This is a genomic window from Burkholderia sp. Ac-20353 (genome assembly GCF_017104785.1).
GTDB lineage: Bacteria > Pseudomonadota > Gammaproteobacteria > Burkholderiales > Burkholderiaceae > Burkholderia.
Map to the genome: position 1 here is coordinate 1 of NZ_JAAGPL010000126.1, position 25,833 is coordinate 25,833.

Below are 25,833 nucleotides of genomic sequence, written 5' to 3' on the forward strand. Positions count from 1 at the left end.
CGGCGCCGGTCAGCGCGCCGTCGCGCGGCGCATCTTCGGTTCGACGGCGATGGCTTCGCCGCGCGCCGGCACGATGCACGCGAGGAACGCGGCGATCGCGGGGCTGTTGCGGCGCGCCTTCAGGTAGTACACGTATTCGTCGATCGTCGTCGTAACGCCGCGCAGCGCGACGATCCTCAATTCCGGATGACGCTCGGCCTCGCCGAGCGGGAACAGGCTGCAGCCGACGCCGTGCAGGATCGCCTCGCGGATCGCTTCACGGCTGCCGATCTCCGCGACGCACGCCGGCGCAATGCCGGCCGCCGCGAGGATCTCCTCGGTGCAGCGGCGCGTGACCGAGCCTTCCTCGCGGATCAGGAGCCGCACGTCGGCGAGCTGCGCCGCATCGATTGCATCGAAGCGCGCGAGCGGATGCGTGCGATGCACGACGAGCACGAGCGGATCGGTCGAGATCACCTGCCGCTCGATCCCGTCCGCATCATTACGCTGCGACGACACCGCGAGATCGATGCGGAATTCGTGCAGCGCCTGCAGCATTTCCTCGGAGTTGCCGATCCGGCACGTGAGCGCGATCGACGGATGCGCGTTCGAGAAGCGCCCGACGGCGTCCATGATGTAGTAAGGCCCCGTCGCGCCGATGCGCAACTGGCCTTCGAACAGGCCGCCGACGTTGCGCAGCATGATGTCGGCCTGCGCTTCGAGCGCGATCATCTTCTCGATCAGCGGCAGCAGCTCGATGCCGGTCTCGGTGACTTCGAGCCGGCGGCCGCTGCGATAGAACAGCTCGACGCCGTACACCTGCTCGACCTGCTTGATCTGTGCGGCGATGGTCGGCTGGCTCACGCCGAGATGCCGCGCCGCGCGCGTGATGCTGCCCTGCCTGACGGTCGCGTGGAACGCCTTCAGCTGATCGAACACGACTCCGCCTCATCCCTCTTCATGCGCGGCAGCGTAGCGCACTCATGTGTCGGCGCGGTGAAAGGTGCGTCGTGCACGACTTCGAAAAAAAGCTGGGGATGACCGCAAGAAACCTGCTGGAACCGGTCACGTCCGGGACACGCCAGTGCGGACTAATAGCGGCAGCGCACCGCCGCCGGCCCCGCTCAGCCGGTTGCTCGTTTCCATACCGACCCAACAGGATCCTCCTCATGTCTTCGACCAACAGACGCGATTTCCTGCGCCTCGCCGCCCAGTCGGCGGGCGCGATGGCCGCCTACGCAGGCTTCCCGCCCGCGATCCGCAACGCGCTGGCGATGCCGGCCGCGTCGCGCACCGGCACGATCCAGGACGTCGAGCACGTCGTGATCTTCATGCAGGAAAACCGCTCGTTCGACCACTACTTCGGCGGGCTGCGCGGCGTGCGCGGCTTCAACGATCCGCGCCCGCACCTGCTGCCGAGCGGTGCGCCGGTGTGGCAGCAGCCGCCCGCGTCGACGTTCACGAAGAACTATCATTCGCGCGGCCTCGATTCGTCCGCGCCGTATGTGCTGCCGTTCTACCTCGATCCGAAGCAGACAACCGAATTCCAGCCGGGCACCAATCACGGCTGGAGCAGCGGCCACCTGGCCTGGAACAACGGCCAGTGGAACCAGTGGGTGAACCAGAAGCAGGACGTGCTGACGATGGGTTACCTGAAGCGCCAGGACCTCACCTATCACTACGCGCTGGCCGACGCATTCACGATCTGCGACGCGTACCACTGCTCGGCGCACGCCGACACCGCGCCGAACCGCATCTACCTGTGGACCGGCACGATCGACCCGCGCAACATCTACGGGATGCCGCCGAACGGCCCCGGCATCGGCGAGCGCGACGACGTCAACGGCTACACGTGGACGACCTACGCGGAGCGCCTCGAGAACGCGAACATCAGCTGGAAGGTGTACCAGGGCGGCACGGGCATCCCGGGCGACCCGACCGACAACTACACCGACAACTCGCTGATGTTCTTCAAGCGCTTCCAGGTGAAGGAAGGCGCGAGCGGCCCGCTCGTCGACAAGGGCGCATCGGACCACACGCTCGCGGAGCTGAAGGCCGACGTGCAGGCGAACAAGCTGCCGCAGGTGTCGTGGATCGTCTCGCCGTACAAGTACAGCGAGCATCCGCAGGCGTCGCCGACCGACGGCGCGTTCTACATCAACATGGTGCTCGAGGCGCTGACGTCGAACCCGGACGTGTGGGCGAAGACCGTGTTCATCCTCAACTACGACGAGAACGACGGGCTGTTCGATCACGTCGTGCCGCCGGTGCCGCCTGTCACGAGCAGCGTGAACGGGCAGGGCGTCGTGTCGTCGAACCTGCTGGGCAATCTCGGCGACGAACTGCTCGACCTGGGCAAGTATCCGCACGAGATGAGCCCGCTCGTGCCGGGCGCGGACCCGGGCGGGATCCAGCCGATCGGCCTCGGGCCGCGCGTGCCGCTGATCATCATCTCGCCGTGGACGAAGGGCGGCTGGGTGTGCTCGGAGACGTTCGACCACACGTCGGTGCTGCGCTTCCTCGAAGCGCGCTTCGGCGTGAAGGAGCCGAACATCAGCGCATGGCGGCGCTCGATCTGCGGCGACCTGACGTCCGCGTTCGACTTCTCCGGCAAGCCCGACACGCGCACGGTGAGCTTCACGGTGCCGCAGCACATCGCGACGGCCGGCCACGCGTACCAGGTGCCCGCGCAGCAGACGATGCCGGCGCAGGAGCCCGGCACGCGTCCGGCGCGCGCGCTGCCGTACGAGGTCTTCGTGCACAGCCGCGTGAACAGTCATGACGGCAACGTGTGGCTCGACTTCGCTAACACGGGCGGCGCGGGCGCGGCGTTCTACGTGTACGATCGTCGCAATCCGTCGAGCCAGCCGCGCCGCTACGCGGTGTCCGCGGGCGACAAGATCGCCGACTGCTGGAACACGTCGGTCGCGCAAGGCGACTATCACCTCGCGGTGTACGGCCCGAACGGCTACCTGTGCGAGTTCCAGGGCAACACGACGCTCGCGACGGACGGCCAGCACGCGAACCCGGACGCGAAGGTCGGCTACGACGTGCGCAACCGCCACGTGTACCTGCAACTGCGCAACAGCGGCCGCGCGACGTGCCGCGTGGTCGTCGACAATGCGTACAGCCATGCGCATTCGCGGTCGTACACGCTCGCGCCGGGCGAGCGCGTCGAGGATCACTTCGAGCTCAGCTCGAGCCACGGCTGGTACGACCTGAGCATCGTTGCGACCACGACGGGCGGCGCTGGCGACGACAAGGTCGTGCGCCGCTTCGCCGGACACGTCGAGACGGGTCGGCCGAGCCACAGCGATCCGGGGCCGGTGAAGGGCTGAGCAGCGTGCGCCGCGATGCCGGCGGCACGCGTTTGCCGGCATCGCGGCCTCCATCGAGGTCGCACTTCGCAGTCCCTCTCGGGATTGGTGTTTGGAGACTGAAAACTGTTGACAATGTGTCGGGCCGACGGTATACAAGGATCATTCGCCGATCTGGCGCCCTCGTTTTCCACCGCAGCCTCGCTGCCTGCCCGACCATGACAGCCCCGAACGCGCTCAATGCCATCGAACTCCTGCAGAGCCAGTCGCTCGCGATGATCGTCCAGGACATGCTCGAGCGCGCGATCGTGTCCGGCGAATATGCACCCGGCGAGAAACTCAACGAAGTCGATATCGCGACCAAGCTGAACGTGTCGCGCGGCCCCGTGCGCGAGGCGTTCCGCGCGCTCGAGCAGGCGGGCCTGCTGCGCAACGAGAAGAATCGCGGCGTGACGGTGCGCGTCGTGCCGCTGCGCGAAGCCGAGGAGATCTACGAAGTGCGCGCGATGCTCGACGAGTCGGTCGCGCGCGCGCTCGCGAAACGCATCTCGCCCGACACGCTGAAGGTGCTGAAGGGCATCATCCAGTCGATGAAGGATGCCGCGAAGACGCACGACGTCACGCGCTATACCGAGCTCAACGTGCAGTTCCACGACGCGATGGTCGTCGGCGTCGGCAACACGCACTTGACCGATACCTACCGCCGTCTCGTGCGGCAGCTCGGGCTGCTGCGGCAGGCGGCGATCGAGGCCGAGCACGATGCGCTGTCGGTGTCGGCGGCCGAGCACGAGAAGATCGTGCAGGCGCTCGGCAACGGCGACGAGGAGAAGGCGGTCGCGCTCGTGCGCGAGCACGTCGCGCATGGCCTCGCACGGATGCGCCGCACGCACGAGCAGGGCCTGCCGGCGACCGGCAAGGCGGCGCGCGAGAAGACAGCGCGGGTGTGACTGGTTCGTGCATGGCGGGGAAAGAACAAAGGGCGCTGCGAAGCGCCCTTTGTTCATGGTGCGCGGCCAACGGATCTACGCCTTGTCCGCTTTCCCCGCCGCGCTCGCGAGCTTCGACAGCCACTTATCGACGATCCACGGCTGCCGGTTCGCGTCCTCCGCGCGCTCCTTGCGGCGGATCGCATTGCGCACGACGTGCGAGCCGACATAGCGGAACGGCTCCGGCGGAAAATGTCCGAGCGGGCCCTGCGTGAGCGGGCTGCGCGTCCACGCGTTGTCGAGATCGAGCACCAGCGACGACAGGATCTGCCCGCCCATGTAGGTCGGTCCGACGCCGTTGCCCGAATAGCCGAAGCCGTAGAACACGTTCGGTGCGCCGTCGAGGCGGCCGAAGAACGGGAAGCCCGTCACCGAGCGATCCGACGGGCCGTTCCAGCTCGCGGTGATCGGCACGCCGGCGAGCGACGGGAAGAACTCGCGCAGGCTCTGCGTGAGCTGCGCCTCGTACGGCGAACGCTGGTCGAACACCGGCGCGATGCGCCCGCGCCACGCGAACGTGTTGCCGCCCTTGCCGAGCATCAGCCGCCCATCGGGCGTGCTTCGGTAGTAGTACACGAAGATCCGCGAATCGAGCACCGACACGCCGTCGACGAGCCCCGTCTTCGCGAGCAGCTCCGGACACTTCTCGGTGATGACCATGTCGCTCGACACCACAGCGATCGTGCGCGCGAACTGCGGGAAGCGGCTCGCCATCCACGCATTGATCGCGAACACGAGCTTGCCGGCGGTGACGCTGCCGGCCGGCGTGCGCACGACGACCTGCGGGCCCGGCGTGAAGTCGAGCATCGGTGTGCGCTCGTGAATCCGGACGCCCATCGCAAGCGCGACGCGGCGCAGCCCGCGCACGAGCTTGCCCGGATGCACGGTCGCGGCGATCGGCGAATACACGCCGTCGAGATTGCGAGCCGACCCCGAGCGGCGTGCGACTTCGGCCGGCGGCAGCGGTTCGTAGCTGTGGATCCCGCACGCGGCGAGCGCATCGAGCACCGGCGCGAGCGTGCCGACCTGCGCGGGCGACGTTGCCGTGTACAGCGTGCCGTCGAGCCGCAGCTCCGCGTCGATGCCGTGTTCGCGACAGAACCCGGCGATGTGCTGCACGGCTGCTTCGGACGCCTTCACGAGTCGCACCGCTTCGGCCTCGCCGAACAGGCGCCGCAGCGTCAGGAATTTCGCGGACCACGTGAGCAGGCAGCCGCCGTTGCGGCCGCTCGCGCCCGCCCCGCACAGGTCGCCTTCGAGTATCACGATGTCGAGCGCGGGGTTCTGCTGCTTGGCCTGGATCGCCGTCCAGAGCCCCGTGAACCCGCCGCCGACGATGCAGACGTCGGCTTTCGCCGCACCTTGCAGCGCGGGGGCGAGGTCGCCGTCGTTGAAGAGCGCTTGTTCGATCCAGAAGGGACGCATCACGTGTTTCGCTTGAATGGAAAAGCGGCCGTGTCGCGCACGGCCCGATATACAAAGAGGCGGGCCGCGCATCGCAACCGATGCGCGGCCCGGCCGGTCACGCCGCGGCTTCGGCGGACACCCGCCGCACGCCCATCGCGCGCAGCGTGTCGGCGATCGCGGCGACGGCGCCCGGAATGCCTGCTTCGCCGAAATGCCCGATGCAGCCGATGCGGAACGTCTCGACCTCGGTCAGTTTGCCCGGATACAGAATGTAGCCGCGCTTTTTGACCTCCTGATAAAACGTCTTGAAGTCGTAGTTCGGATCGTCCGGCGCGTGGAACGTGACGATGATCGGCGCCTGCACCGATGCGTCGAGGAACGGGCGGAAGCCAAGCGCTGCCATCCCGTCGATCAGCGCCGCGCAGTTGCGTGCGTAGCGGCCGCCGCGTGCGGCGAGCCCGCCTTCGTCGAGATACTGCGTGAGCGCGGCGTCGAGCGCGGCGACGACATGCGTCGGCGGCGTGAAGCGCCATTGCGTCGTGCGCTGCATGTACGTCCACTGGTCGTACAGATCCATGCTGAGCGAATGGCTGTTGCCTTCGCAGCGTTCGAGCGTGCTGCGCTTCACGATCACGAAACCCATCCCCGGCACGCCTTCGAGGCACTTGCCGGACGCGGCGATCACCGCGTCGAACGGCGTCGTGCGCGCGTCGATGTCGATCGCGCCAAACGAGCTCATCGCGTCGACGATCAGCCCGCGGCCATGCTTCGCGACGATCTTCGCGATCTCGTGCAGCGGATTCAGCACGCCGGTGCCCGTCTCGCAATGCACGAGCGCGACATGCGTGATGCCCGGGTCGGCGGCCAGCGCGCGATCGACGTCGGCCGGGTCGACGCGGCATGCCTCGGTGTAGTCGATCGTCGTCAGCGTGCGGCCGAGCACGCGGCAGATCTTCGCGATGCGCTGGCAATACGCGCCGTTGTTCGGCACGAGCACGTGGCCGTCGCGCGGCACGAGCGTGCCGATCGCCGCTTCGACCGAGAATGTGCCGCTACCCTGCAGCGGCACGCATTCGTGCGTGCCTTCGCCGTGCACGATCTGCAGGATGCGTTCGCGCAGCCGCGCGGTGATCGCGTTGAAGTCGCTGTCCCACGACCCCCAGTCGCGCAGCATCGCTTCGCGCGTGCGGTCGGAAGTCGTCAGCGGGCCGGGGGTGAGCAGGATGGGCTGGGCGGCGAGCGTCATGGTGTCTCCTTGATGAAGTCGGGACGTCACGGAAATACGTTGGGGGAATCAGCGGCGATGCGGGTTGCGCCACGCCTGCGTGCGGCGCAACAGGCCGTGCGACACGCACGCGAACAGCAGGCACGCGCACGACGACGTCGCGAGCACGAGCGTCGCCATCGCGGCGGCCGGGCCGATCTGGCCCGCATCGTCGAGGTTCAGGATTGCGACCGACGCGGGCTGCGTGTCCGGCGAATAGAGGAACGCGACCGCCGAGACGGTCGTCATCCCGTTCACGAACAGGTAGCGCGCGATCAGCAGGATCGCGGGCAGGCACACGGGCACGGTCACGCGCAGGAAGGTCTTGTAGAACGGCACCTTCAGCGACGCCGACACCGCTTCGAACTCGCTGTCGATCTGGCGCAGCGCGGTGACCGCGGTCAGGTGGCTCGACGAGTAGTAGTGGACGACGGTGACGATCGCGAGCAGCGCGAGCGACCCGTACAGCCCGTTCAGCGGATTGCCGGGCGCGTTGAACAGGAAGATGTAGCTGATGCCGAGCACGAGGCCCGGCACGCCCATCGGCAGGATCGCGCACAGGCTGATGAAGCCGCGCAGCCAGCGTGCGCCGCGGGTCTTCTCGATCAGGTAGGCACTGCCGAACACGATGATCGTGCCGCCGATCGCGACCGTGGCCGCCATCCGCAGGCTGTTCTTGTACGCGTCGAAGATGCCGCCCGCGATCAGGCCCATCTCGTAGTGCTGCAGCCCGAGGCGCATCTGGTACGGCCAGAACTTCACGAACGACGCGAACACCGAGATCCCGACCACCGCGACGAAGAACGCGCACACGACGCCGCAGTACGCGAGCATCGCGAGATCGAAGCCACGCGACGGCTTCGGCTGGTACGGCGTCGAGCGCGCGCCGAGCTGCGACTGCTGGCGGCGGCGGATGAAGAAGTCGATGCCGAACGCGATCAGCGCGGGAAACAGCAGCATCAGGCTCACGACCGCGCTGCGGTTGAAGTCCTGCAGCCCGATGATCAGCTTGTAGATGTCGGTCGACAGTACGTTGTACGAACCGCCGATCACGACCGGCACGCCGAAATCGTTGATGCACATCGTGAACGACACCATCGTCGCGCTGATCAGCCCGTATTTCGCGCCGGGCAGCGTGATCGTGAAGAACTTGCGCGTGCGGCTCGTGCCCATCGCGTCCGCCGCTTCGTAGAGCCGGCCGTCGGCGAGCGACAGCGCGGTCACGAGGATCATCAGCACGTGCGGGAACGACGCGTACACCATGCTCGCGACGATGCCCGGCAGCCCGTAGATCGAATGGCCGTGCAGCAGCGGCTTCAGCAGGCCCGCGTTGCCGAACCAGTAGATGAACGACACGGCGGACAACAGCGTCGGCGCGAGCAGCGGCAACAGCGCGATCGTGCGCGCCGCGTTCTTCAGCCGCATGCACGAGCGTGTCAGTGCATACGCGAACGTGAACGCCATCGGCACGACGATCGACGTGACGAGCGCGCCAACCGTCAGCGAATGCAGCATCGAGTGCAGCACGCCGCTGTCCTCGAGATACGCCGCGAAGTTGTGCAGGCCGACGAAATGCCCGTCCGCGTCGACGAAGCATTTCTGCACGACGAGCGCGAGCGGCAACAGCAGGAACAGCGACAGCAGCGCGGCCATCGCCAGCAACGCAAGCTGCGCGACGCGATCGTGCCAGTGGGTCAGCTGCCGCACGTCGGCAGGGGCGGGGGCGCCGCGGCGGCGCTCGGTCAGCACGGCGCTCATTGCAGTCGCTCCTTGGCGGACGAGAATACGCAGACATGCTCGCGGTCGAGCGCGAGATCGAAACGCGCGCCTTCGCGCAGGCCGGTGCGGTCGACTTCGTGGAACGACAGGTCGGCGACCACCTCCTGGCCGTCGAGCCCGTCAATGCGGAAGCTGACGCGACAGAACGCGCCGAGGAATTCGAGCTTCTCGACGCGGCCGCTCAACAGGTTGTCAGGCGTATCGCCTGGCACGTGAATGCGGAGGTCTTCCGGCCGCACGAAGACCGACACCGTCGAACCTTGCGCGGGACGCGCGTTGCCGCACCGGTAATCGAGCCCGATGCCGCCTGCGCGCAGCGTGCCGTCGTGCGTCACCTCGGCGGGTATCGTGTTGACCTTGCCGATGAAGTCGGCGACGAACGGCGACGCCGGCTGCCGGTAGATCTCGAGCGGCGTGCCGATCTGCTCGATCACGCCGTGGTTCATCACGACGATCCGGTCGGCCATCGACAGCGCCTCTTCCTGGTCGTGCGTGACCATGATCGTCGTCACGCCGAGCCGCTGCTGCAGCGCGCGGATCTCCTGGCGCAGCCGGACGCGCACGCGCGCATCGAGCGCGGACAGCGGCTCGTCGAGCAGCAGCAGGCCCGGCGACGTCGCGAGCGCGCGGGCGAGCGCGATGCGCTGCTGCTGGCCGCCTGACAACTGGTTCGGATGCTTGCGGTGGCTGTCGGGCAGGCCGACGAGCGCGAGCAGCGTGTGCACGCGCTCGTGGATCGCGTCGCGCTTCATCTTGCGGTTCACGAGCCCGTACGCGACGTTGTCGTAGACGGTGAGGTTCGGAAACAGCGCGTACGACTGGAACACGATCCCGTAGTCGCGCTGCTGCGGCGGCAGCCGCGAGATGTCGCGGCCGTCCTGCGAGATATGGCCGGCGCTCTGCGATTCGAGCCCGGCGATGATGCGCAGCAGGGTGGTTTTCCCGCAGCCGGACGGCCCCAGGAAGCAGATCATTTCGCCTTTCATCACGCTCAGGTTGATATCCCTGAGCACCTGCGTGTCGTTGTACCGCTTCTCGATGCGTTCTACGCTCAGATAAGGTGCCATGCGCGCCTCCACGCTGCGGGTGGCCCTGGGGCCGGGTTCGACGGTTGCAAGGTGGCGCAAGGCGGCCTGCATGGCCGCCTCGCTGCCGTTCGTGGCCTTACTGCTGCGCCTTCGCTCCGTAGCGCTTCTGCCAGGTATCGAGGATCGACTGACGGTTCTTCGCGGACCACGTGAAGTCGTTCTTCACGAGCAGGTCCGAGTAGTTGTCGGGGATGCCGGACAGCTTCTTCGCGATGCCCGGATACGCGACGATCGCCCACCAGCGCGCGGTGATCTCGTTCGCGTCCTTGCTCGCCATGAAGTCCGCGAGCTTCTTCGCGGCATCGGGCTGCTTCGTCGTCTTCATGATCGCGGTCGCTTCCATGTCCCAGCCGAGCCCTTCCTTCGGGAAGATCAGGTCGATCGGCGCGCCCTGCGCCTGCAGTTCGTGGCCGCGGAACTCGAACGAGATGCCGATCGGGAATTCGCCGGTGCCGGCGAGCGTGCAAGGCTTCGAGCCCGAGTGCACGTATTGCGCGACGTTCTTGTCGAGCGCGTCCATGAACTTCCAGCCACGGTCGTCGCCGAAGGTCTGCAGCCATGCGGTCACATCGAGGTAGCCGGTGCCGGACGACACGGGGCTCGGCATCACGATCGCGCCCTTGTAGACCGGCTTCGTCAGGTCCTCCCACGACGTCGGCTTCGGAATGTTCTTCGCCTGCGCGGCGACGCGGTTGTAGCAGATCGTCGCGCCCCACACGTCCATGCCGACCCAGTGCGGCGGCGTGTTCGCGTCGCTGTACTTGCGCGTGAGCTGGTCGAAGCCCTTCGGCGTGTACGGCATCAGCATCCCCTGCAGGTCGAGCAGCGTGAGGCTCGACGCGGCGAGGCCGAGCACGACGTCAGCACGCGGGTTGTTCTTCTCGGCGAGCAGCTTCGCGGTGACCGAGCCGGTCGAATCGCGCACCCAGCGAATCTCGATGTCAGGGTTCGCTTTCTCGAACGCGTCCTTGTAGGGCTTCATCGCTTCGTCTTCCAGCGCGGTGTAGACGAGCAGCGACGTCTTCGCGTGCGCCGCTTGCGCGACACCCAGCGCGACCGTGACGACCGACGCGACGAGCGCGCAACGGGCTGCGCCTGCTGCCCACGACTTGAAACGCTTGCTTACCGGCACTTCGTTCATCTTCAGACCCCTTGACTGTGGTGCCGCGGTACGCGGCGGATGAGTGGTGACCAGCCCTCTTCTCGCAACCGTATTTTGCTTTCTGTTCTCTGCATGTTGTTGACAATCTACAAATCATCCATTTTAATGTCAAGCTTGGAAAACACCCCCATCGGCGCGGCGCGGGCGCCGACGACTCAACCCCTCTTCGAACCGAAAGGACTGAACGTCATGACTGAAACGCCTGTATCCGTGGAAGTGAACGGCCGCCGCTACAACTGGATGAGCCGGCCCGTGGTGGTCGTCTGCGTCGACGGCTGCGCCTATGAATATCTGGAGATGGCCGCCGAGGCCGGCGTTGCGCCGTTCCTGCGCACGCTGCTGAAGCCCGGCACCGCATTGAAGGGCGAGTGCGTGGTGCCGAGCTTCACGAACCCGAACAACCTGTCGATCGTGACAGGCGTGCCGCCGTCGGTGCATGGGATAAGCGGCAATTACTTCTACGATCGCGACAGCGGCACCGAGGTGCTGATGAACGACCCGAAGTACCTCGTCGCGCCGACGGTGCTCGCGACGTTCGCCGAACAGGGCGCGCGCGTCGCGGTGGTGACCGCGAAGGACAAGCTGCGCCGCCTGCTCGGCAAGGGGCTGAAGGGCATCTGCTTCTCGTCGGAGAAGGCCGACGAGGCGACCGTCGAGGAAAACGGCATCGACAACGTGCTCGAGCTGGTCGGCAAGCCGGTGCCGAGCGTGTACAGCGCGGATCTGTCGGAATTCGTGTTCGCGGCCGGCGTGCGCCTGCTCGAGACGCGCCCGATCGACCTGATGTACCTGTCGACGACCGACTACGTGCAGCACAAGTGCGCGCCCGGCACGCCCGGCGCGAACGCGTTCTACGAGATGATGGACAAGTACCTGCAGCGGCTCGACGAGCTCGGCGCGATCGTCGCGATCACGGCCGATCACGGGATGAACGACAAGCACGACGACGCAGGCGAGCCGAACGTGATCTACCTGCAGGAGCTGTTCGACGACTCGCTCGGCGAAGACGTGGCGCGCGTGATCCTGCCGATCACCGATCCGTACGTCGTGCACCACGGCGCACTCGGTTCGTTCGCGACCGTCTACGTGCCCGATACTGCCGATGTCGACGCGCTGCGCGCGCGGCTCGCGGCCGTCGACGGCATCGAGGTCGTGCTGACGCGCACCGAAGGCTGCGCACGCTTCGAGCTGCCGCCGGACCGGATGGGTGACCTGATCGTGATCTCGAAGCAGCACGTGGTGCTCGGCACGCGGTCCGTCAAGCACGACCTGTCGGGCCTCGACGTGCCGCTGCGCTCGCACGGCGGGATCTCCGAGCAGATCGTGCCGCTGATCTTCAGCAAGCCGGTCGCTGCCGACGTGACCCGCCGCGCGCGGCTGCGCAACTTCGACATCCTCGACATCGCGCTCAATCATCTTCAGTGATGCGAACGAATCCGGAAGGAGACTCATCCATGAACGCCATTGCAGCATCGACGAATGTCAGCGAGATCCGTCACGAGGCATTGCGGATCGACGGCGAACGGATCCATCGCGATGAAGTGATCGACGTGCGCAATCCGTATGACGGCTCGCTCGTCGGCACCGTGCCGAAGGCAACGCTCGACGACGTGCGGCGCGCGTTCGCCGTGGCGCGCGCGTACCGGCCGACGCTGACACGCCATGATCGCGCGGCGATCCTGCGTCGTGCAGCCGACATCGTGCGGGCGCGCACCGCCGAGATCGCGGCGCTGATCACCGCCGAAGCCGGGCTGTGCCTGAAGGACTCGACGTACGAGGCCGGCCGCGTCGCGGACGTGCTGACGTTCGGCGCGGGCGAAGTGCTGAAGGACGACGGGCAGATCTTTTCATGCGATTTGACGCCGCACGGCAAGAAGCGCCGCGTGTACACGCAGCGCGAGCCGCTGCTCGGCGTGATCTCGGCGATCACGCCGTTCAACCACCCGATGAACCAGGTCGCGCACAAGGTCGTGCCGTCGGTCGCGACCAACAACCGGATCGTCGTGAAGCCGTCGGAGAAGGTGCCGCTGTCGTGCTACCTGTTCGCGGACATCCTGTATGAGGCGGGCCTGCCGCCGCAGATGCTGCAGGTCGTCACCGGCGACCCGAAGGAGATCGCCGACGAGCTGATCACGAACCCCGCGATCGACCTGATCACGTTCACGGGCGGCGTATCGATCGGCAAGTCGATCGCGTCGCGGATGGGTTATCGGCGCGCGGTGCTCGAACTCGGCGGCAACGATCCGATCATCGTGATGGAAGATGCGGATCTCGACGAGGCGAGCACGCTCGCGGTGTCGGGCTCGTACAAGAACTCCGGGCAACGCTGCACCGCGATCAAGCGGATGCTCGTGCACGAGTCGGTGGCCGATCGCTTCACCGAGCTGGTGGTCGAGAAGACGCGCGCGTGGACGTACGGCAACCCCGCCGATCCGTCGGTCGACATGGGCACGGTGATCGACGAGGCCGCCGCGCGGTTCTGCGAGCAGCAGGTGAACGATGCGATCGCGCGCGGCGCGCGGCTGCTGGTGGGCAACGTGCGCGATGGCGCGCTGTACGCGCCGACCGTCGTCGACCGCGTGACGCCCGACATGCCGCTCGTGAAGTACGAGACGTTCGGGCCCGTGTCGCCGATCATGCGCTTCAAGGACATCGACGAAGCGATCAGGATGTCGAACAGCACCGACTACGCGCTGTCGTCGTCGATCTGCACGAACCGCTTCGACACCATCACGCGCTTCATCACCGAGCTGGAAGTGGGGAGCGTGAACGTGCGCGAAGTGCCCGGGTATCGGCTCGAACTGACGCCGTTCGGTGGCGTGAAGGATTCGGGGCTCGGCTACAAGGAAGGCGTGCAGGAAGCGATGAAGAGCTTCACGAATACGAAGACGTATTCGCTGCCGTGGTGAGCGGGTAATCGGTTAAGCGGGAGGTAACGCGAACGCGCCGGCTGTCAGGCCGGCGCGGTTCGTGTGCGGGCGGGTGGGCGTGCGGTCGCAATGGCCGCGCGCGCGAAATCAATCGTCTTCGTCGTCGTGGTGATGATGCCAGCCGCGATGCCAGCCGCGGTCGTGCCATTCGCGGCGATAGCGGTAACCGCCGTAATACGGTCCGTAGTAGACCGGTGCCGGCTGGTACACCACTGGCGGCGGCGGTTCGTAGTAGACCGGCGGCGGCGCCTCGATCACAGGTCCCGGCACGCCCAGGTACACGCCGATGTCGGTGTGCGCGAACGCGCTTGCCGACAGGCAGGCAGTCACGACGCCGACGGCGCCGGACAACAGGACTCGCTTCATTTTCCTTCGCTCCGTTCGCGGCCGTACCGGCTCGCGAGCAATCAGTTCACGTTGGCTCAATGGTACGTAGCGCGTGCGCGGCGGGTGATACCGCGTTGTCGCTTTTGTAACGGACGGTAACGGGTCGTGATGGGGCGCGCGACGGGCAAGGGAGGGCGTGTCGCGTCGCGTTTTCGTATGGAGAATCAGTGACTCCGATGGCGGAGCGCTCAACGGAAGGTATCGATAGCCGCACGCAGATTCGCTGTTGCGCCGGAGCAGATCCAAAATCCGGATCGACGGGGCATGAACTTGAGGGGCGATACGGCCTGTTCGATGCGTCGAGTCCACTTCGCAGCGAAAAGCCCTGCGGTTGCCAGACTCATAAGTGAGTCGGCAACCGCAATCGGAAACAGAACGCACGCATCGAGCAGAGCCGTATAGCGTACGTGGCCGGCCATGTCAGTAATCCAAACCCAGTTCGTGGGCGTTTTCCGCCAACCGATCCAGCGCAGCTACTTGCTTTTCGCGCATTTGACGCGCGTAGGCGACGAGATCCTCAAATGCGATCCGGCGATGCGTTCCGACCATACGATGCTTGAGCCTGCCAGCCTCTATTTCCTTGATCACAAAGGGACGCGACACGTTGAGGAAGTTGGCGGCTTCCACAGTCGTGAATTCGCGGTCCGCTGGAACGAGGGTGATCGGGCTCCCCTCACTCATGGCTCCGAGCAATTGCCCAATGAGTTTCAGTGATGCCGGCGGGAGGGCAATGGATGGATGTTCGCCGGTATCCGTCGTCAGGGTAATTTGCGCCGCGCGCGAATGATCCAATGCCTCCATGATGCAGCGTTGTGCAACACGGGCCATCTCAAGATCCCTCTCCGTCATCGGCGGTGGCGCCATCTCCCGAATCCGCTCTACGGTGCGCATATAGGCCTCTCTACAAAGTTCAAAACCAGATAAGCGCTACGCTTGCTATCGTGTGCGCGATAGCAAGCGCAGCGCTTATCTGCATTAAGTGCAATAAATGCAATAAGTGAACAATGGCGTTTGCGCGTCGTGCCGGCCGCCGGGGTGCTCGAGCGAGCAGGTGGAAAAATCTGCGCCTTCGATTGGCGCGGGGCTGACGATTTGCCCGGACGCTCAGGGTTGAGGCGACTGACCGGAAATTCCCCGGCCAAAGCAAAAAGCCCGGTCAGCTTTCGCTAACCGGGCTTCGGAATTCCTGGTGGGGCGTGAGTGACTCGAACACTCGACCTACGGATTAAGAGTCCGCTGCTCTACCAACTGAGCTAACGCCCCCAACAGAAGTGAAATTATGCACGGGTTTTTTACGGCTGGCAAGCCCTTTCTGCGAATTTCTCAAAAATATTTCGTCATCGACGTGCGGAGCGGTTGGAGGCGCTGCCGGGCATCGCAGTTGCCGCGCTCCCGGTATGATGACGTCCACGCTTGTTGCGCGGCGGTCGCGCAACATTTCCTGGACATTCGAAGATGGACGAAAATGCAGTCCGCGAATTGCTGGACCGGTTGCTGGCCCCGTGGGTCCGCTCGCTCGGTCTGGTGCCCGTATCGATCGCCGACGACAGCGTTACGCTGCGTTTGCCTTTTTCCGGTGAATTCCGCCACTCCGGCGGCGTGATCTGCGGCCAGGTGTTCACGGCCGCTGCCGATACCGCGATGGTGGTCGCGATCTCGTCCGTGCTCGGCGAGTTCCGGCCGATGACGACGGTGTCGCTGAACACGAACTTCATGCGCCCGGTGCGCAAGGGTGACGTGCTCGTCACCGCGCGCGTGCTGCGGATGGGCCGCAACCTGGTGTTCGGCGAGGTCGAGCTGTTCGACGAAGACGGCAAGATGGCCGTTCACGCGACGTCGACCTACGCACTCATCAGCTGAGCGTCGCGCGATGTTCGACCAGGTCGTGTTCGCCGGCGGCGGCAACCGCTGCTGGTGGCAGGCAGGCTTCTGGGACGTCGCGCAGCCCGCGCTCGCGTTGCGGCCGCGCGTGATCACCGGCATCTCGGCCGGCGCCGCGACGGCCTGCATGCTGTATACGCGCGACGCCGCGTGGGTGATGCGCTATTACGAACAGGCGCTGCGCCACAACCGGAAGAACGCGTACTGGGGCAACCTGTTCGGCCGCGAGCCGGTGTTTCCGCATTACCGGATCTACCGGCAGGCGCTGCTCGACATCTACGGCGAGCCGTTCGCGAAACTCCATGACGCGCCCGAGATTCGCATCGGCGTGTCGCATGTGCCGCGCTGGCTCGGCGCGCGCAGCGCGGTCGCGGCGGGCCTTGTCGCGTACAACATCGAGAAGTATGTGCGCAAGACGCTGCATCCGACGCTCGGCCGCACGCTCGGATTCCGGCCGGAATTCGTGCGCGCACAGGCGTGCGCGCGGGTCGAGGAACTGGCCGACCTGATCCTGCAGTCGTCGTGCACGCCGCCGTTTACGCCGGTCTTGCGGCGCAACGGCCGGCCGGTGCTCGATGGCGGGATGGTCGACAACGTGCCGGTCGACGCGCTCGACGCGTCGCCGGGGCACGTGCTGGTGCTCGTCACACGGCTGTACCCGCGTCCGCAGATGTTCACGGTCGCGCACGGCGACCAGCAGCGCCTGTACGTGCAGCCGTCGAGCAAGGTGCCGATTTCGAGCTGGGACTATACGAACCCGTCGCAGATGCGGCACGCGTACGATCTCGGCCGGCGCGACGGCGAGCATTTCCTGACCCGCGTCGCCGCGATGACGCGCGGGCCGGTCGGCTGACGATGCGGCCGCAGTGGCTGCCGTGGCCGCAGTGACCGATCGGCCGCGGCAGGCGCGGCCGGGAGGTGGTCAGCGCTTGCGGATCGGGGTCAGCGCTTCCGGGTTGGCGACGTTCGACATGTCGCCCTGGTCGAATGCGAGGATGTTCCTGAATGCCGCGCTGAAGTACAGCTCGTAGCTTTCGCGTTCGACGTAGCCGATGTGCGGCGTGCAGATCACGTTCTCCATCCGCAGCAGGCTGTAGCCCTGCAGGATCGGCTCGCTCTCGAACACGTCGATCGCGACCATCCCCGGCCGGTTGTGCGACAGCGCGTTGACGAGCGCATTCTCCTCGAGCAGTTCGGCGCGGCTCGTGTTGACGAGCAGCGACGTCGGCTTCATCCGCATCAGGTCGTCCTGCTTGACGATCCCGCGTGTGTCGTCGTGCAGGCGCAGGTGCAGCGACAGCACGTCGCTCTGTTCGAACAGCGCCTCGCGGCTGTCGGCCGCGGTGTAGCCGTCCGCGCGTGCCGCCTCGAGCGAGTGTTCGCGGCCCCAGACCAGCACGTTCATCCCGAACGCCTTGCCGTAGCCGGCAACGATCCGGCCGATCTTCCCGTACCCCCAGATGCCGAGCGTCTGGCCGCGCAGCACCTGGCCGAGGCCGAAGTTCGGCGGCATTGCCGACGTCTTCAGGCCCGACTGCTGCCACGCGCCCTGTTTCAGGTTCGCGACGTACTGCGGAATCCGGCGCTGCGCGGCCATGATCAACGCCCAGGTCAGCTCGGCGGGCGCGATCGGCGAGCCCGACCCTTCGAGCACCGCGATGCCGCGCTCGGTGCACGCCTCGAGATCGATGTGGGTCCCGATGCGGCCGGTCTGGCTGATCATGCGCAAATGCGGCAACTTGGAGAGCAGTTGCGACGAGATCGGCGTGCGTTCGCGAATCAGCACGAGCGCTTCGACTTCCGCCAGCCGGCTGGCGAGCTGTCCCAGGCCGCGTACCGTGTTGTTGAAGACCTTCACGTCGTGGTCGGCGAGCATCTGGAAGCAGTTCAGCTTGCGGACGGCGTCCTGGTAGTCGTCGAGGATGGCAATTTTCATGGTGAGCGGAAGTCGCGCGTTGAATCAGGGGCAGTGACGGCGCGTCGCGCATCGTTCCCGCCCGGTCGGGGCCGACATGATGCTATGCAGAGCGGCCGCGTGGTGTCTTTTTAACAGGTTGTTACGCCCCGCCGCAATTGGCGCCAAGCCTGCCCCGGCGCAGGTTTCGCGCGGCCGGGCGCCGCCGCGATGCCGTGTCGCATCAAGCACGTCCTTTCTGAATCCGCCACTTCATCGACGAGGTTCACCCGATTGTTGCTTCGATCAGAATAATTAGATCAATTATCCGCGTAACCCGAGGAAAATTGACGGTTTTTTTCGGATTTGGGGGGCTTGGTCAGCAACTCTGCATCAATTCCGCTGTCGTAGGAGAATTACGCATTTGCTAGATCTTTTTGAAGCAGTAACAGCGGCAGGAGTCGTTAATGGATCATTTGCAGTCGATGCGAGTGTTCGTCAAGGTTGCGGATCTCGGCAGTTTCGCGCGGGCCGCGAGTGCAATGGATATCTCCAACGCGGTTGCGACACGTCACGTCGCCGATCTGGAAGGCCGTCTCGGCACGCGCTTGCTCAATCGCACCACGCGCAGCCTCTCGCTGACGGAGTCCGGTCAGGTCTATCTGGAACGCGCGCGCCAGATCCTCGATGAACTCGAGGATGTCGAGCAGATGGTCGTCGCGCGCAATCACGAGCCGGTCGGCACGCTGCGCATCGTCGCGCCAGTCGTGTTCGGCCTGCATAACCTCGCCCCCGTGCTGAAGTCCTACACCGAGAACTTCCCGAAAGTCGTGCCGGATCTGACGCTGGTCGACCGGCAGGTCGATCTCGTCGAGGAAGGCTTCGACGTCGGCATCGTGGTCACGCGCCAGATGCGCAGCGCGAGCATCGTCACGCGGCGGCTCACCACCGGCTGCATGACCGTCTGCGCGACGCCGAGCTATCTGGAAAAGCACGGCGTGCCGACCCAACCGGAGCAGCTCGCAGAGCACCCGAGCCTGAGCCTGCCGACCGAATACTGGGGCGACGAGCGGGTGTTTACGGGGCCGGATGGCGAAGTGCGGGTGCGGCCGACCAACGTGATCGTCGCGAACAACACCGCGATGCTGCGCCAGTTCGCGCTGCTCGGCATGGGTGTCGCGATCCTGCCGAGCTACCTGATCGGCAGCGACATCGCGCGCGGCGCGCTCGTGCGGCTACTGCCCGATTTCCGCCTGCCGCAAGTCGAGATCAACATCGCGTACCCGAGCCGGCGTCATCTGCCGGCCAAGGTGCGGACCTTCATCGACCACCTCGTCGAGCATTTCAGCCATTCGACCGATGCGATGATGGGTGAGCAATGGGCGGCGCAGGGGGTTGCGACCGCGCCGATCGGCGTCGAGACGCGCGCCGAGCAGCCGGAAGGGGCCGACCCGAAGCTGTCGCCGCGCCTGCCGCGTTCGCCGCGCCCGCGAGTTGCGGTGCCGTCACCGCTTTGATGCTGGGCGGCGTCGGGCGGTGAACGAACCGCCTGCACGCGCCGGCACAATAAAAACGCGGATCAAGAAGCATCTGCACAATAAAAAACGCGGATCGAGCAATCGATCCGCGTTTTTCTATGGCTGGCCCGGCTGCACGCACCGGGCTGGCGCATGCAGCCGCATGCAGCCATATTACGAGCCGGTCTTGCGCGTCGTCGTCTTGCGGGCGGCGGTCTTGCGAGCCGGTGCCGGTTTCTCTTCTGCGCCTTCTGTCACCGCTTCCGCTTCCTTCGTCGCGGATTTTGCGGTCTTCTTCGCGGCAGCCGCCTTCGGCTCCTTCTTCTCGAATTCGAAGCCGATCTTGCCGTCCGGCTGCTTCACGAGATACGCCTTGAAGTTGCGGCCCGTACGCGACGACTTGAAGTTCGGCAACAGGTCGGTGCGGCCGTCGGCGAGCAGCTTGCCCATTTGCTCGCGAGTGATTTCCTGCTGCAGGATCACCTTGCCCGAGCGGAAGTCGCAAGTCTTCGGGTTCGCAACCGAGTGCTCGCACACGTAGCTCATCCCGTGCTCGAACACGCGGCCCTTGCACTTCGGGCATGCGCCGACCGGCTCCTGCGCGGAGAAGTCCGGCGCTTCGCCTTCCTCGCCGCCCTGATCCTGGCCGAAATCGAACTCGAGCTTGTAGTTCTTCGTTTCGTCGTCGAACGACAGCTTCAGGATCGCCGAGAACGGGCGGCCCATCTTGCTGCGGAACCCGGACAGCGGGCCGATCGTCTTCTCCCGCAGCAGCTCCTCGACTTCCGCGATCTCGAACTGCCGGCTGCCCGGGATCTTCGAGATCGAGAACTCGCACTTCGTGCACGCGAAGCGGCGGTAATTTTCCTTCACCTGGCCGCCGCAGTTCGGGCACGGCGTCTCGAGCGTCGCGTAGTCGCCGGGGATCGTGTCGGAATCGTATTCCTTCGCACGCTTGACGATCTGCTGCGTCATGCGGGCGATTTCCTGCATGAACGCGTCGCGCCCGAGGTTGCCGCGCTCCATCTGCGACAGCTTGTATTCCCATTCGCCGGTGAGCTCCGGCGCGGTCAGTTCCTTCACGCCGAGCCCGCGCAGCAGCGTCATCAGCTGGAAGGCCTTCGCGGTCGGGATCAGTTCGCGGCCTTCGCGCACGAGGTATTTCTCGCCGAGCAGGCCTTCGATGATCGCCGCGCGCGTGGCCGGCGTGCCGAGCCCCTTCGCGGCCATCGCCTCGCGCAGCTCGTCGTCCTCGACCAGCTTGCCCGCGCCTTCCATCGCGGAGAGCAGCGTCGCTTCCGAGTAGCGCGCGGGCGGTTTTGTCACGAGCGCGACCGCAGCAATCTCGTCCGTCTTCACCTTCTCGTTCTTCTGCACCGGCACGAGGTTCGCGTCCGCGCCTTCGGCGTCGCGGCCGTACACCTGCAGCCAGCCCGGCTCGACGAGCACCTTGCCTTCGGTCTTGAAGGTATGGCCGACCACCTCGGTAATCCGGGTCGTGACCTTGTATTCCGCGGCCGGGAAGAACACGGCGAGGAAGCGCTTCACGACCATGTCGTACAGCTTCTGCTCGGGCTCGGACAGCGATTTCGGCGCCTGCAGCGTCGGGATGATGGCGAAGTGGTCGCTGATCTTCGAGTTGTCGAAGATCCGCTTGTTCGGCTTCACCCAGCCCTTGTCGAGCACCTGCTTCGCATGCGGCAGGTAGTTGTGGCTCTCCTTGAGCATCTCGAGCGTCGACTGGACCGTCGCGATGTAGTCTTCCGGCAGCGCGCGCGCGTCGGTACGCGGGTAGGTCAGCACCTTGTGCTTTTCATACAGCGCCTGCGCGAGGCCGAGCGTGTTCTTCGCGGAGAAGCCGAAGCGGCTGTTTGCCTCGCGCTGCAGGCTCGTCAGGTCGAACAGCAGCGGCGACAGCTGCGTCGACGGCTTCGATTCCTCGCTGACCGTGCCGATCTGGTCGCGGCAGGCCGCGACGATGGTCTCGGCGGCGGGCAGGCTCCAGAGCCGCGAGTCGCGCTTTTCCGGATCGAATTCGTCGCGCTTGAATTTCGGGTCGAACCACTTGCCTTCGTAGAAGCCGCCCGCGCACGCGAACTCCGCCTTCACTTCCCAGTAGTCGCGCGGGACGAAGCGGCGGATTTTCTCTTCACGTTCTACGACGATCGACAGCGTTGGCGTCTGAACGCGGCCGACCGTGGTCAGGAAGAACCCGCCGCCCTTGCTGTTGAACGCGGTCATCGCGCGGGTGCCGTTGATCCCGACGAGCCAGTCCGCTTCCGAGCGGCAGCGGGCGGCATCGGCGAGCGGCTGCATGTCCGAATCGCTGCGCAGGTGCGCGAAGCCGTCGCGGATCGCCTGCGGGGTCATCGACTGCAGCCACAGACGCTGGACCGGCTGCTTCGCCTTCGCGTGCTGCACGATCAGGCGGAAGATCAGCTCGCCCTCGCGCCCCGCGTCACATGCGTTGATCAGCTGGTCGACGTCCTTGCGCTTCATCAGCTTGGTCAGCACCTTGAGGCGCGACTCGCTCTTCGCGATCGGATTCAGGTCGAAATGCGGCGGAATGACGGGCAGGTGCGCGAAGCTCCACTTGCCGCGCTTGACCTCGTATTCCTCCGGGGCAGCGATTTCCAGCAGGTGGCCGACTGCGGACGACAGGACGTACTCGTCGCTCTCGTAGTATTCGTCATGCTTGGTAAAGCCACCCAAAGCGCGCGCGATGTCGTTCGCGACAGAAGGCTTTTCCGCAATGATCAGAGCTTTGGACATGACTGTGTGTGTTGGTAGACCGGGTTTGCCGGTTGTGGGTCCCTTTTACGACGGCTTTATAGCACACGGCGCCGTGACGGCGGCTCGGCGTGCAAAAAGCGGCTCATCATAGTGGGGGGCCGTGACGGCGGCAAGCATGCGGCGCGGCGGGATGCGCTTTCGTGCGAAATACCGCTGCGCGGGCATGCGGCTCAGGCCTCGACGTTCAGGATGTTGCGCAATTTGGGTGCGTGCGGCACGCCCGGCAGCGCGGTCAGGTCGGACAGCATCCGGTCGACGATGGCCGCGTGCGGCAGCACCGTGCCGAAGAAGCGCGCGGCGTTGGCGTCCTCGATCAGGATCGTCGGGAAATTCTCGACGTCGAGATCGTCGAGCTGGTCGGCATGCGTTTCGATGTCGATCCACGCGAAGCACATGTCGGGATGCGCGTCGGCGAGCAGGTCGAAGGCCGTACGGTAGTCGCGGCACGTGCCGCACCATTCGGCGCACAGGCAGGCGACGAGCAGCGTATCGGGATCGCGCAGGCGCTCGGCGATACGATCCGCGTCGGTGTCGAGATTCAGCGCGGGCATGGGTTTCCTTGCAGGTCGGCGGGCGGCGCGGCCGCCCCTATGCGCGGGAATGTAGCACGCCGCGCGCGGGCGGGGTGGCCGCCGCGTCGAGCCGGGCAAAGCGGCCGCCCGGCAGGCTGGCGACGCGGCCGGCCAGTTCGAGCGCGAGAAGCGCGCAGTGGAGTGCGTCGTCGGACAGGCCGCTGTGCTCGGCCAGCCACTCGTAGGTAACGGGGCCATACCCCAGTGCAGCGAGGACGAGTTGCTCGGTTTTGTCGCACAAGGCGGGGGTGGCGGACGGGGTCGTGCCGCCATTGGTGCCGGCATGCGCGGGGGAGTTTGTATTGGCTACGGAGACCAGGTTTGACTCCGCGCCGGCATTTTTGCCTTCGTTATCGACGGTGCTCACGCCCGCGCCAACGGCGCCGGCATCGCCAGATGAACCGACGGCTGTTGTGGCACCCGTTTCCGCGTTGCCCGGTGCGTCGCGTGACCATTCGCTCGGCCCGTATTCGTCGAGAACGTCGCTGGGCGTCGCGGTGAGCTTCGCGCCGTCGCGGATCAGCGCGTGACATCCCTGTGCGAGCGGTGCATGGATCGAACCCGGCACCGCGAACACGTCGCGCCCCATTTCGTTCGCGAGCCGTGCGGTGATCAGCGAGCCGGAGCGCGGCGCGGCCTCGACGACGAGCACGCCGCTCGCCAGCGCGGCGATCAGCCGGTTGCGCTGCGGAAAGTGCGATGCGCGGCCCGGCGTGCCGAGCCGCCATTCCGACACGATCGCGCCGTGTGCGGCGATTTCGTGCGCGAGCGCGCGATGCCGCGCCGGGTAGACGAGGTCGGCGCCGGTGCCGATCACCGCGAGGGTGCCCGACCGTCCGTCCAGCCCGCCCCGGTGCGCGGCGCCGTCGATACCGAGTGCGAGCCCGGAAATGATCGCGAGCCCCGCGTCGGACAGCACGCGAGCGAAGCGCGTCGCATCGGCGAGCCCCTGCGGCGTCGCGTGGCGGCTGCCGACGATTGCGATACTGCGCGCGTGCAGAAGCGCAACCCGGCCCTTTACATATAGCAGCGGCGGTGGATCGTGCAGGTCGAGGAGCCGCGGCGGGTAGGCCGGGTCGCCGAGCGTGACGATGCGGTTGCCTGGCGCATCGAGCCATGCGAGCGTCGCGTCGGTGCGCGCGTCGAGATCGTCCCGCAGGCTGTCCCGCACCGCTTGTGCGGCCGCCGGGCTGCTCGCGGCGGCGAGCGCGTCGTCCGGGGCATCGAGCAGCGCGGCCGGCGAGCCGAACGCATTGAGCAAGACGCGCAGCACGGCGGGCGTCAGGCCGGGCGCGTCCGCGAGCCGCAGCCATGCGCGCAGTTCGGCCACGCTCAGCGCTTGCGGCGACATGAGAGCCCCGTCGAGCGCAGCGGCCAGCGAGCCGCGTGTCGCCATGTTAAAATTTTCATCATCCGAAATAACACGAGAGGCCGCGCGCAGGCGTGCGGCCGGTTGCAGGAGGCGCGATCCGCGAGCGTTGATACACCGCAGATCCGCCTCATCTTCTTTGCATCCTGGCGGCTGCGCCAGCTGGCCGGATGGCCGACGCGACGAGCCGCCCCACCGATTACCGAACGCCATGGCTTTGCTCAACATTCTTCATTACCCCGACAAGCGGCTGCACAAGGTCGCCAAGCCGGTCGACCAGGTCGACGACCGGATCCGCAAGCTCGTCGCCGACATGGCCGAGACCATGTATGCGGCGCCGGGCATCGGCCTTGCCGCGACGCAGGTCGACGTGCACGAGCGCGTGATCGTGATCGACGTCTCCGAGGACAAGAGCGAACTGCGCGCCTTCATCAATCCCGAGATCGTCTGGTCGAGCGACGAGAAGAAGATCTACGAGGAAGGGTGCCTGTCGGTGCCCGGTGTCTACGACGAAGTCGAGCGTCCGGACCACGTGCGCGTGCGCGCGCTCAATGAAAAGGGCGAGACGTTCGAGCTCGACTGCGAGGGCCTGCTGGCCGTATGCGTGCAGCACGAGATGGATCACCTGATGGGCCGCGTGTTCGTCGAATACCTATCGACGCTCAAGCAGAGCCGCATCAAGTCGAAGATGAAGAAACTCGAACGCGCGATGTAACGCGCGTCCGCCCTGCCTGATCCCGATCGTTGTCATGACACATTCGTTGCGCGTCATTTTTGCCGGCACGCCGGAATTCGCCGCGGCCGCACTCGCCGCGATCCACGCGGCCGGATTTCCGGTGCCGCTCGTCCTCACGCAGCCGGACCGCCCCGCCGGGCGCGGGATGAAGCTGCAGGCGAGCGCCGTGAAGCGCCATGCCGTCGAGCATGGCATGCCCGTCGCCCAGCCGCCGTCGCTGCGCCGCGCGGGCAAGTATCCGGCCGAGGCGGCCGAAGCGATCGAGCTGTTGCGCGCGACCCCGCACGACGTGATGGTGGTCGCCGCCTACGGCCTGCTGCTGCCACAGGAGGTGCTCGACATTCCGCGCCACGGCTGCATCAACATCCACGCATCGTTGCTGCCGCGCTGGCGCGGCGCGGCGCCGATCCATCGCGCGATCGAGGCGGGCGATGCGGAGACGGGCGTCACGCTGATGCAGATGGATGCCGGGCTCGATACCGGCGCGATGCTGCACGAAGCGCGCGTCGCGATTGCGCCCGACGACACGACCGCGACGCTGCATGACAAGCTCGCCGCCGAAGGCGCGCGGCTCATCGTCGATGCGCTGGTGCAGCTCGAACGCACCGGCAGCCTGCCGTCGACGCCGCAGCCGGCCGACGGCGTGACCTATGCGGAAAAGATCGGCAAGCACGAGGCCGCGCTCGACTGGCTCAAGCCCGCGGACGTGCTGGCGCGCCAGGTGCGCGCGTTCGACCCGTTTCCGGGCGGCGTCGCGACGCTCGACGGCGCG

The 25,833-nt window shown here is 66.2% G+C and carries 21 protein-coding genes and 1 tRNA gene; 9 read left to right on the forward strand and 13 right to left on the reverse strand.

What is annotated here, in order from left to right; all coding sequences use genetic code 11:
- Positions 1-9: 9 nt before the first annotated feature.
- Positions 10-918 carry a LysR family transcriptional regulator gene (locus G3N94_RS27745; RefSeq protein WP_205795721.1) on the reverse strand — a complete coding sequence of 303 codons (909 nt, stop codon included), beginning with the start codon at positions 916-918 and terminating at the stop codon, positions 10-12.
- 230 nt (positions 919-1,148) lie between these two features.
- On the opposite strand from G3N94_RS27745, the gene G3N94_RS27750 reads away from it, so the two are divergent.
- The gene (locus G3N94_RS27750; RefSeq protein ID WP_205795722.1) at positions 1,149-3,317 is read left to right on the forward strand and encodes a phospholipase C, phosphocholine-specific; all 2,169 of its coding nucleotides are present in this window, start codon (positions 1,149-1,151) and stop codon (positions 3,315-3,317) included.
- Positions 3,318-3,514: 197 nt separating this feature from the next.
- Positions 3,515-4,243, forward strand: coding sequence for a phosphonate utilization associated transcriptional regulator (locus tag G3N94_RS27755; protein WP_124600700.1), 729 nt, complete (start codon positions 3,515-3,517; stop codon positions 4,241-4,243).
- 75 nt (positions 4,244-4,318) lie between these two features.
- On the opposite strand, the gene G3N94_RS27760 is transcribed toward G3N94_RS27755, so the two are convergent.
- From G3N94_RS27760 to G3N94_RS27780, 5 genes are all read right to left on the reverse strand, one after another.
- The gene (locus G3N94_RS27760) at positions 4,319-5,707 is read right to left on the reverse strand and encodes an FAD-dependent oxidoreductase (protein ID WP_205795723.1); all 1,389 of its coding nucleotides are present in this window, start codon (positions 5,705-5,707) and stop codon (positions 4,319-4,321) included.
- 97 nt (positions 5,708-5,804) lie between these two features.
- Positions 5,805-6,935: a 2-aminoethylphosphonate--pyruvate transaminase gene (locus tag G3N94_RS27765; protein WP_205795724.1), complete on the reverse strand. Its 1,131-nt coding sequence runs from the start codon at positions 6,933-6,935 to the stop codon at positions 5,805-5,807.
- A gap of 48 nt (positions 6,936-6,983) precedes the next feature.
- Complete coding sequence (locus G3N94_RS27770; protein WP_205795725.1) at positions 6,984-8,711, reverse strand: putative 2-aminoethylphosphonate ABC transporter permease subunit; 1,728 nt, start codon at positions 8,709-8,711, stop codon at positions 6,984-6,986.
- Positions 8,708-9,799: a putative 2-aminoethylphosphonate ABC transporter ATP-binding protein gene (locus G3N94_RS27775; RefSeq protein ID WP_205795726.1), complete on the reverse strand. Its 1,092-nt coding sequence runs from the start codon at positions 9,797-9,799 to the stop codon at positions 8,708-8,710. The genes G3N94_RS27770 and G3N94_RS27775 overlap by 4 nt, the downstream gene beginning before the upstream one ends.
- Positions 9,800-9,896: 97 nt before the next feature.
- Positions 9,897-10,961, reverse strand: coding sequence for a putative 2-aminoethylphosphonate ABC transporter substrate-binding protein (locus G3N94_RS27780; protein ID WP_205795727.1), 1,065 nt, complete (start codon positions 10,959-10,961; stop codon positions 9,897-9,899).
- A gap of 210 nt (positions 10,962-11,171) precedes the next feature.
- On the opposite strand from G3N94_RS27780, the gene phnA reads away from it, so the two are divergent.
- Positions 11,172-12,407, forward strand: coding sequence for a phosphonoacetate hydrolase (gene phnA / locus G3N94_RS27785; RefSeq protein WP_205795728.1), 1,236 nt, complete (start codon positions 11,172-11,174; stop codon positions 12,405-12,407).
- 29 nt (positions 12,408-12,436) lie between these two features.
- Entirely contained in the window at positions 12,437-13,891 is a 1,455-nt protein-coding gene (phnY, locus tag G3N94_RS27790) for a phosphonoacetaldehyde dehydrogenase (protein WP_205795729.1), read from the forward strand.
- 108 nt (positions 13,892-13,999) lie between these two features.
- On the opposite strand, the gene G3N94_RS27795 is transcribed toward phnY, so the two are convergent.
- The 3 genes from G3N94_RS27795 to G3N94_RS27805 form a co-directional block, all read right to left on the reverse strand.
- A complete protein-coding gene (locus G3N94_RS27795) occupies positions 14,000-14,278 on the reverse strand; it encodes a hypothetical protein (RefSeq protein ID WP_205795730.1) in 279 nt (92 codons plus the stop codon).
- A gap of 441 nt (positions 14,279-14,719) precedes the next feature.
- Entirely contained in the window at positions 14,720-15,190 is a 471-nt protein-coding gene (locus G3N94_RS27800; protein ID WP_205795731.1) for an excisionase family DNA-binding protein, read from the reverse strand.
- Between the two features lie 296 nt (positions 15,191-15,486).
- A tRNA-Lys gene (locus G3N94_RS27805) sits at positions 15,487-15,562 on the reverse strand.
- A 192-nt stretch (positions 15,563-15,754) separates the two neighbouring features.
- On the opposite strand from G3N94_RS27805, the gene G3N94_RS27810 reads away from it, so the two are divergent.
- Positions 15,755-16,159, forward strand: coding sequence for a PaaI family thioesterase (locus G3N94_RS27810; protein ID WP_205795732.1), 405 nt, complete (start codon positions 15,755-15,757; stop codon positions 16,157-16,159).
- A 10-nt stretch (positions 16,160-16,169) separates the two neighbouring features.
- Positions 16,170-17,033: a patatin-like phospholipase family protein gene (locus G3N94_RS27815; RefSeq protein WP_205795733.1), complete on the forward strand. Its 864-nt coding sequence runs from the start codon at positions 16,170-16,172 to the stop codon at positions 17,031-17,033.
- Positions 17,034-17,102: 69 nt separating this feature from the next.
- On the opposite strand, the gene G3N94_RS27820 is transcribed toward G3N94_RS27815, so the two are convergent.
- Positions 17,103-18,116 carry a D-2-hydroxyacid dehydrogenase family protein gene (locus G3N94_RS27820; protein ID WP_205795734.1) on the reverse strand — a complete coding sequence of 338 codons (1,014 nt, stop codon included), beginning with the start codon at positions 18,114-18,116 and terminating at the stop codon, positions 17,103-17,105.
- A gap of 425 nt (positions 18,117-18,541) precedes the next feature.
- Here G3N94_RS27820 and G3N94_RS27825 point away from each other — a divergent pair, with 425 nt between their 5' ends.
- A complete protein-coding gene (locus tag G3N94_RS27825; protein ID WP_205795736.1) occupies positions 18,542-19,591 on the forward strand; it encodes a LysR family transcriptional regulator in 1,050 nt (349 codons plus the stop codon).
- A gap of 174 nt (positions 19,592-19,765) precedes the next feature.
- On the opposite strand, the gene G3N94_RS27830 is transcribed toward G3N94_RS27825, so the two are convergent.
- The 3 genes from G3N94_RS27830 to dprA all read right to left on the reverse strand — a co-directional run bounded on the left by G3N94_RS27830 (position 19,766) and on the right by dprA (position 24,352).
- Positions 19,766-22,363, reverse strand: a complete 2,598-nt coding sequence (locus tag G3N94_RS27830; protein ID WP_205795738.1) for a DNA topoisomerase III — start codon at positions 22,361-22,363, stop codon at positions 19,766-19,768.
- A 191-nt stretch (positions 22,364-22,554) separates the two neighbouring features.
- Positions 22,555-22,935 (reverse strand): thioredoxin family protein, encoded by a 381-nt coding sequence (locus G3N94_RS27835; RefSeq protein WP_205795740.1) that lies wholly within the window; start codon positions 22,933-22,935, stop codon positions 22,555-22,557.
- A gap of 37 nt (positions 22,936-22,972) precedes the next feature.
- On the reverse strand, positions 22,973-24,352 hold the full coding sequence (dprA, locus tag G3N94_RS27840) for a DNA-processing protein DprA (RefSeq protein ID WP_205795748.1): 1,380 nt from the start codon (positions 24,350-24,352) through the stop codon (positions 22,973-22,975).
- 184 nt (positions 24,353-24,536) lie between these two features.
- Between dprA and def the strand changes: the two genes are divergently transcribed.
- Together def and fmt are read left to right on the forward strand one after the other, a co-directional pair.
- Positions 24,537-25,040, forward strand: a complete 504-nt coding sequence (gene def / locus G3N94_RS27845; RefSeq protein WP_205795750.1) for a peptide deformylase — start codon at positions 24,537-24,539, stop codon at positions 25,038-25,040.
- A 34-nt stretch (positions 25,041-25,074) separates the two neighbouring features.
- Positions 25,075-25,833: methionyl-tRNA formyltransferase (gene fmt / locus G3N94_RS27850; protein ID WP_205795752.1), on the forward strand; the 759-nt coding region annotated here is incomplete at its 3' end.

What these genes read in the sequence shown, in the direction of transcription:
- G3N94_RS27750 (WP_205795722.1), top strand. Translation starts at nt 1,149, where the DNA reads ATGTCTTCGACCAACAGACGCGATTTCCTGCGCCTCGCCGCCCAGTCG.
- G3N94_RS27755 (WP_124600700.1), top strand. Translation starts at nt 3,515, where the DNA reads ATGACAGCCCCGAACGCGCTCAATGCCATCGAACTCCTGCAGAGCCAG.
- G3N94_RS27760 (WP_205795723.1), bottom strand. Translation starts at nt 5,707, where the DNA reads ATGCGTCCCTTCTGGATCGAACAAGCGCTCTTCAACGACGGCGACCTC.
- G3N94_RS27765 (WP_205795724.1), bottom strand. Translation starts at nt 6,935, where the DNA reads ATGACGCTCGCCGCCCAGCCCATCCTGCTCACCCCCGGCCCGCTGACG.
- G3N94_RS27770 (WP_205795725.1), bottom strand. Translation starts at nt 8,711, where the DNA reads ATGAGCGCCGTGCTGACCGAGCGCCGCCGCGGCGCCCCCGCCCCTGCC.
- G3N94_RS27775 (WP_205795726.1), bottom strand. Translation starts at nt 9,799, where the DNA reads ATGGCACCTTATCTGAGCGTAGAACGCATCGAGAAGCGGTACAACGAC.
- G3N94_RS27780 (WP_205795727.1), bottom strand. Translation starts at nt 10,961, where the DNA reads ATGAACGAAGTGCCGGTAAGCAAGCGTTTCAAGTCGTGGGCAGCAGGC.
- phnA (WP_205795728.1), top strand. Translation starts at nt 11,172, where the DNA reads ATGACTGAAACGCCTGTATCCGTGGAAGTGAACGGCCGCCGCTACAAC.
- phnY (WP_205795729.1), top strand. Translation starts at nt 12,437, where the DNA reads ATGAACGCCATTGCAGCATCGACGAATGTCAGCGAGATCCGTCACGAG.
- G3N94_RS27795 (WP_205795730.1), bottom strand. Translation starts at nt 14,278, where the DNA reads ATGAAGCGAGTCCTGTTGTCCGGCGCCGTCGGCGTCGTGACTGCCTGC.
- G3N94_RS27800 (WP_205795731.1), bottom strand. Translation starts at nt 15,190, where the DNA reads ATGCGCACCGTAGAGCGGATTCGGGAGATGGCGCCACCGCCGATGACG.
- G3N94_RS27810 (WP_205795732.1), top strand. Translation starts at nt 15,755, where the DNA reads ATGGACGAAAATGCAGTCCGCGAATTGCTGGACCGGTTGCTGGCCCCG.
- G3N94_RS27815 (WP_205795733.1), top strand. Translation starts at nt 16,170, where the DNA reads ATGTTCGACCAGGTCGTGTTCGCCGGCGGCGGCAACCGCTGCTGGTGG.
- G3N94_RS27820 (WP_205795734.1), bottom strand. Translation starts at nt 18,116, where the DNA reads ATGAAAATTGCCATCCTCGACGACTACCAGGACGCCGTCCGCAAGCTG.
- G3N94_RS27825 (WP_205795736.1), top strand. Translation starts at nt 18,542, where the DNA reads ATGGATCATTTGCAGTCGATGCGAGTGTTCGTCAAGGTTGCGGATCTC.
- G3N94_RS27830 (WP_205795738.1), bottom strand. Translation starts at nt 22,363, where the DNA reads ATGTCCAAAGCTCTGATCATTGCGGAAAAGCCTTCTGTCGCGAACGAC.
- G3N94_RS27835 (WP_205795740.1), bottom strand. Translation starts at nt 22,935, where the DNA reads ATGCCCGCGCTGAATCTCGACACCGACGCGGATCGTATCGCCGAGCGC.
- dprA (WP_205795748.1), bottom strand. Translation starts at nt 24,352, where the DNA reads ATGGCGACACGCGGCTCGCTGGCCGCTGCGCTCGACGGGGCTCTCATG.
- def (WP_205795750.1), top strand. Translation starts at nt 24,537, where the DNA reads ATGGCTTTGCTCAACATTCTTCATTACCCCGACAAGCGGCTGCACAAG.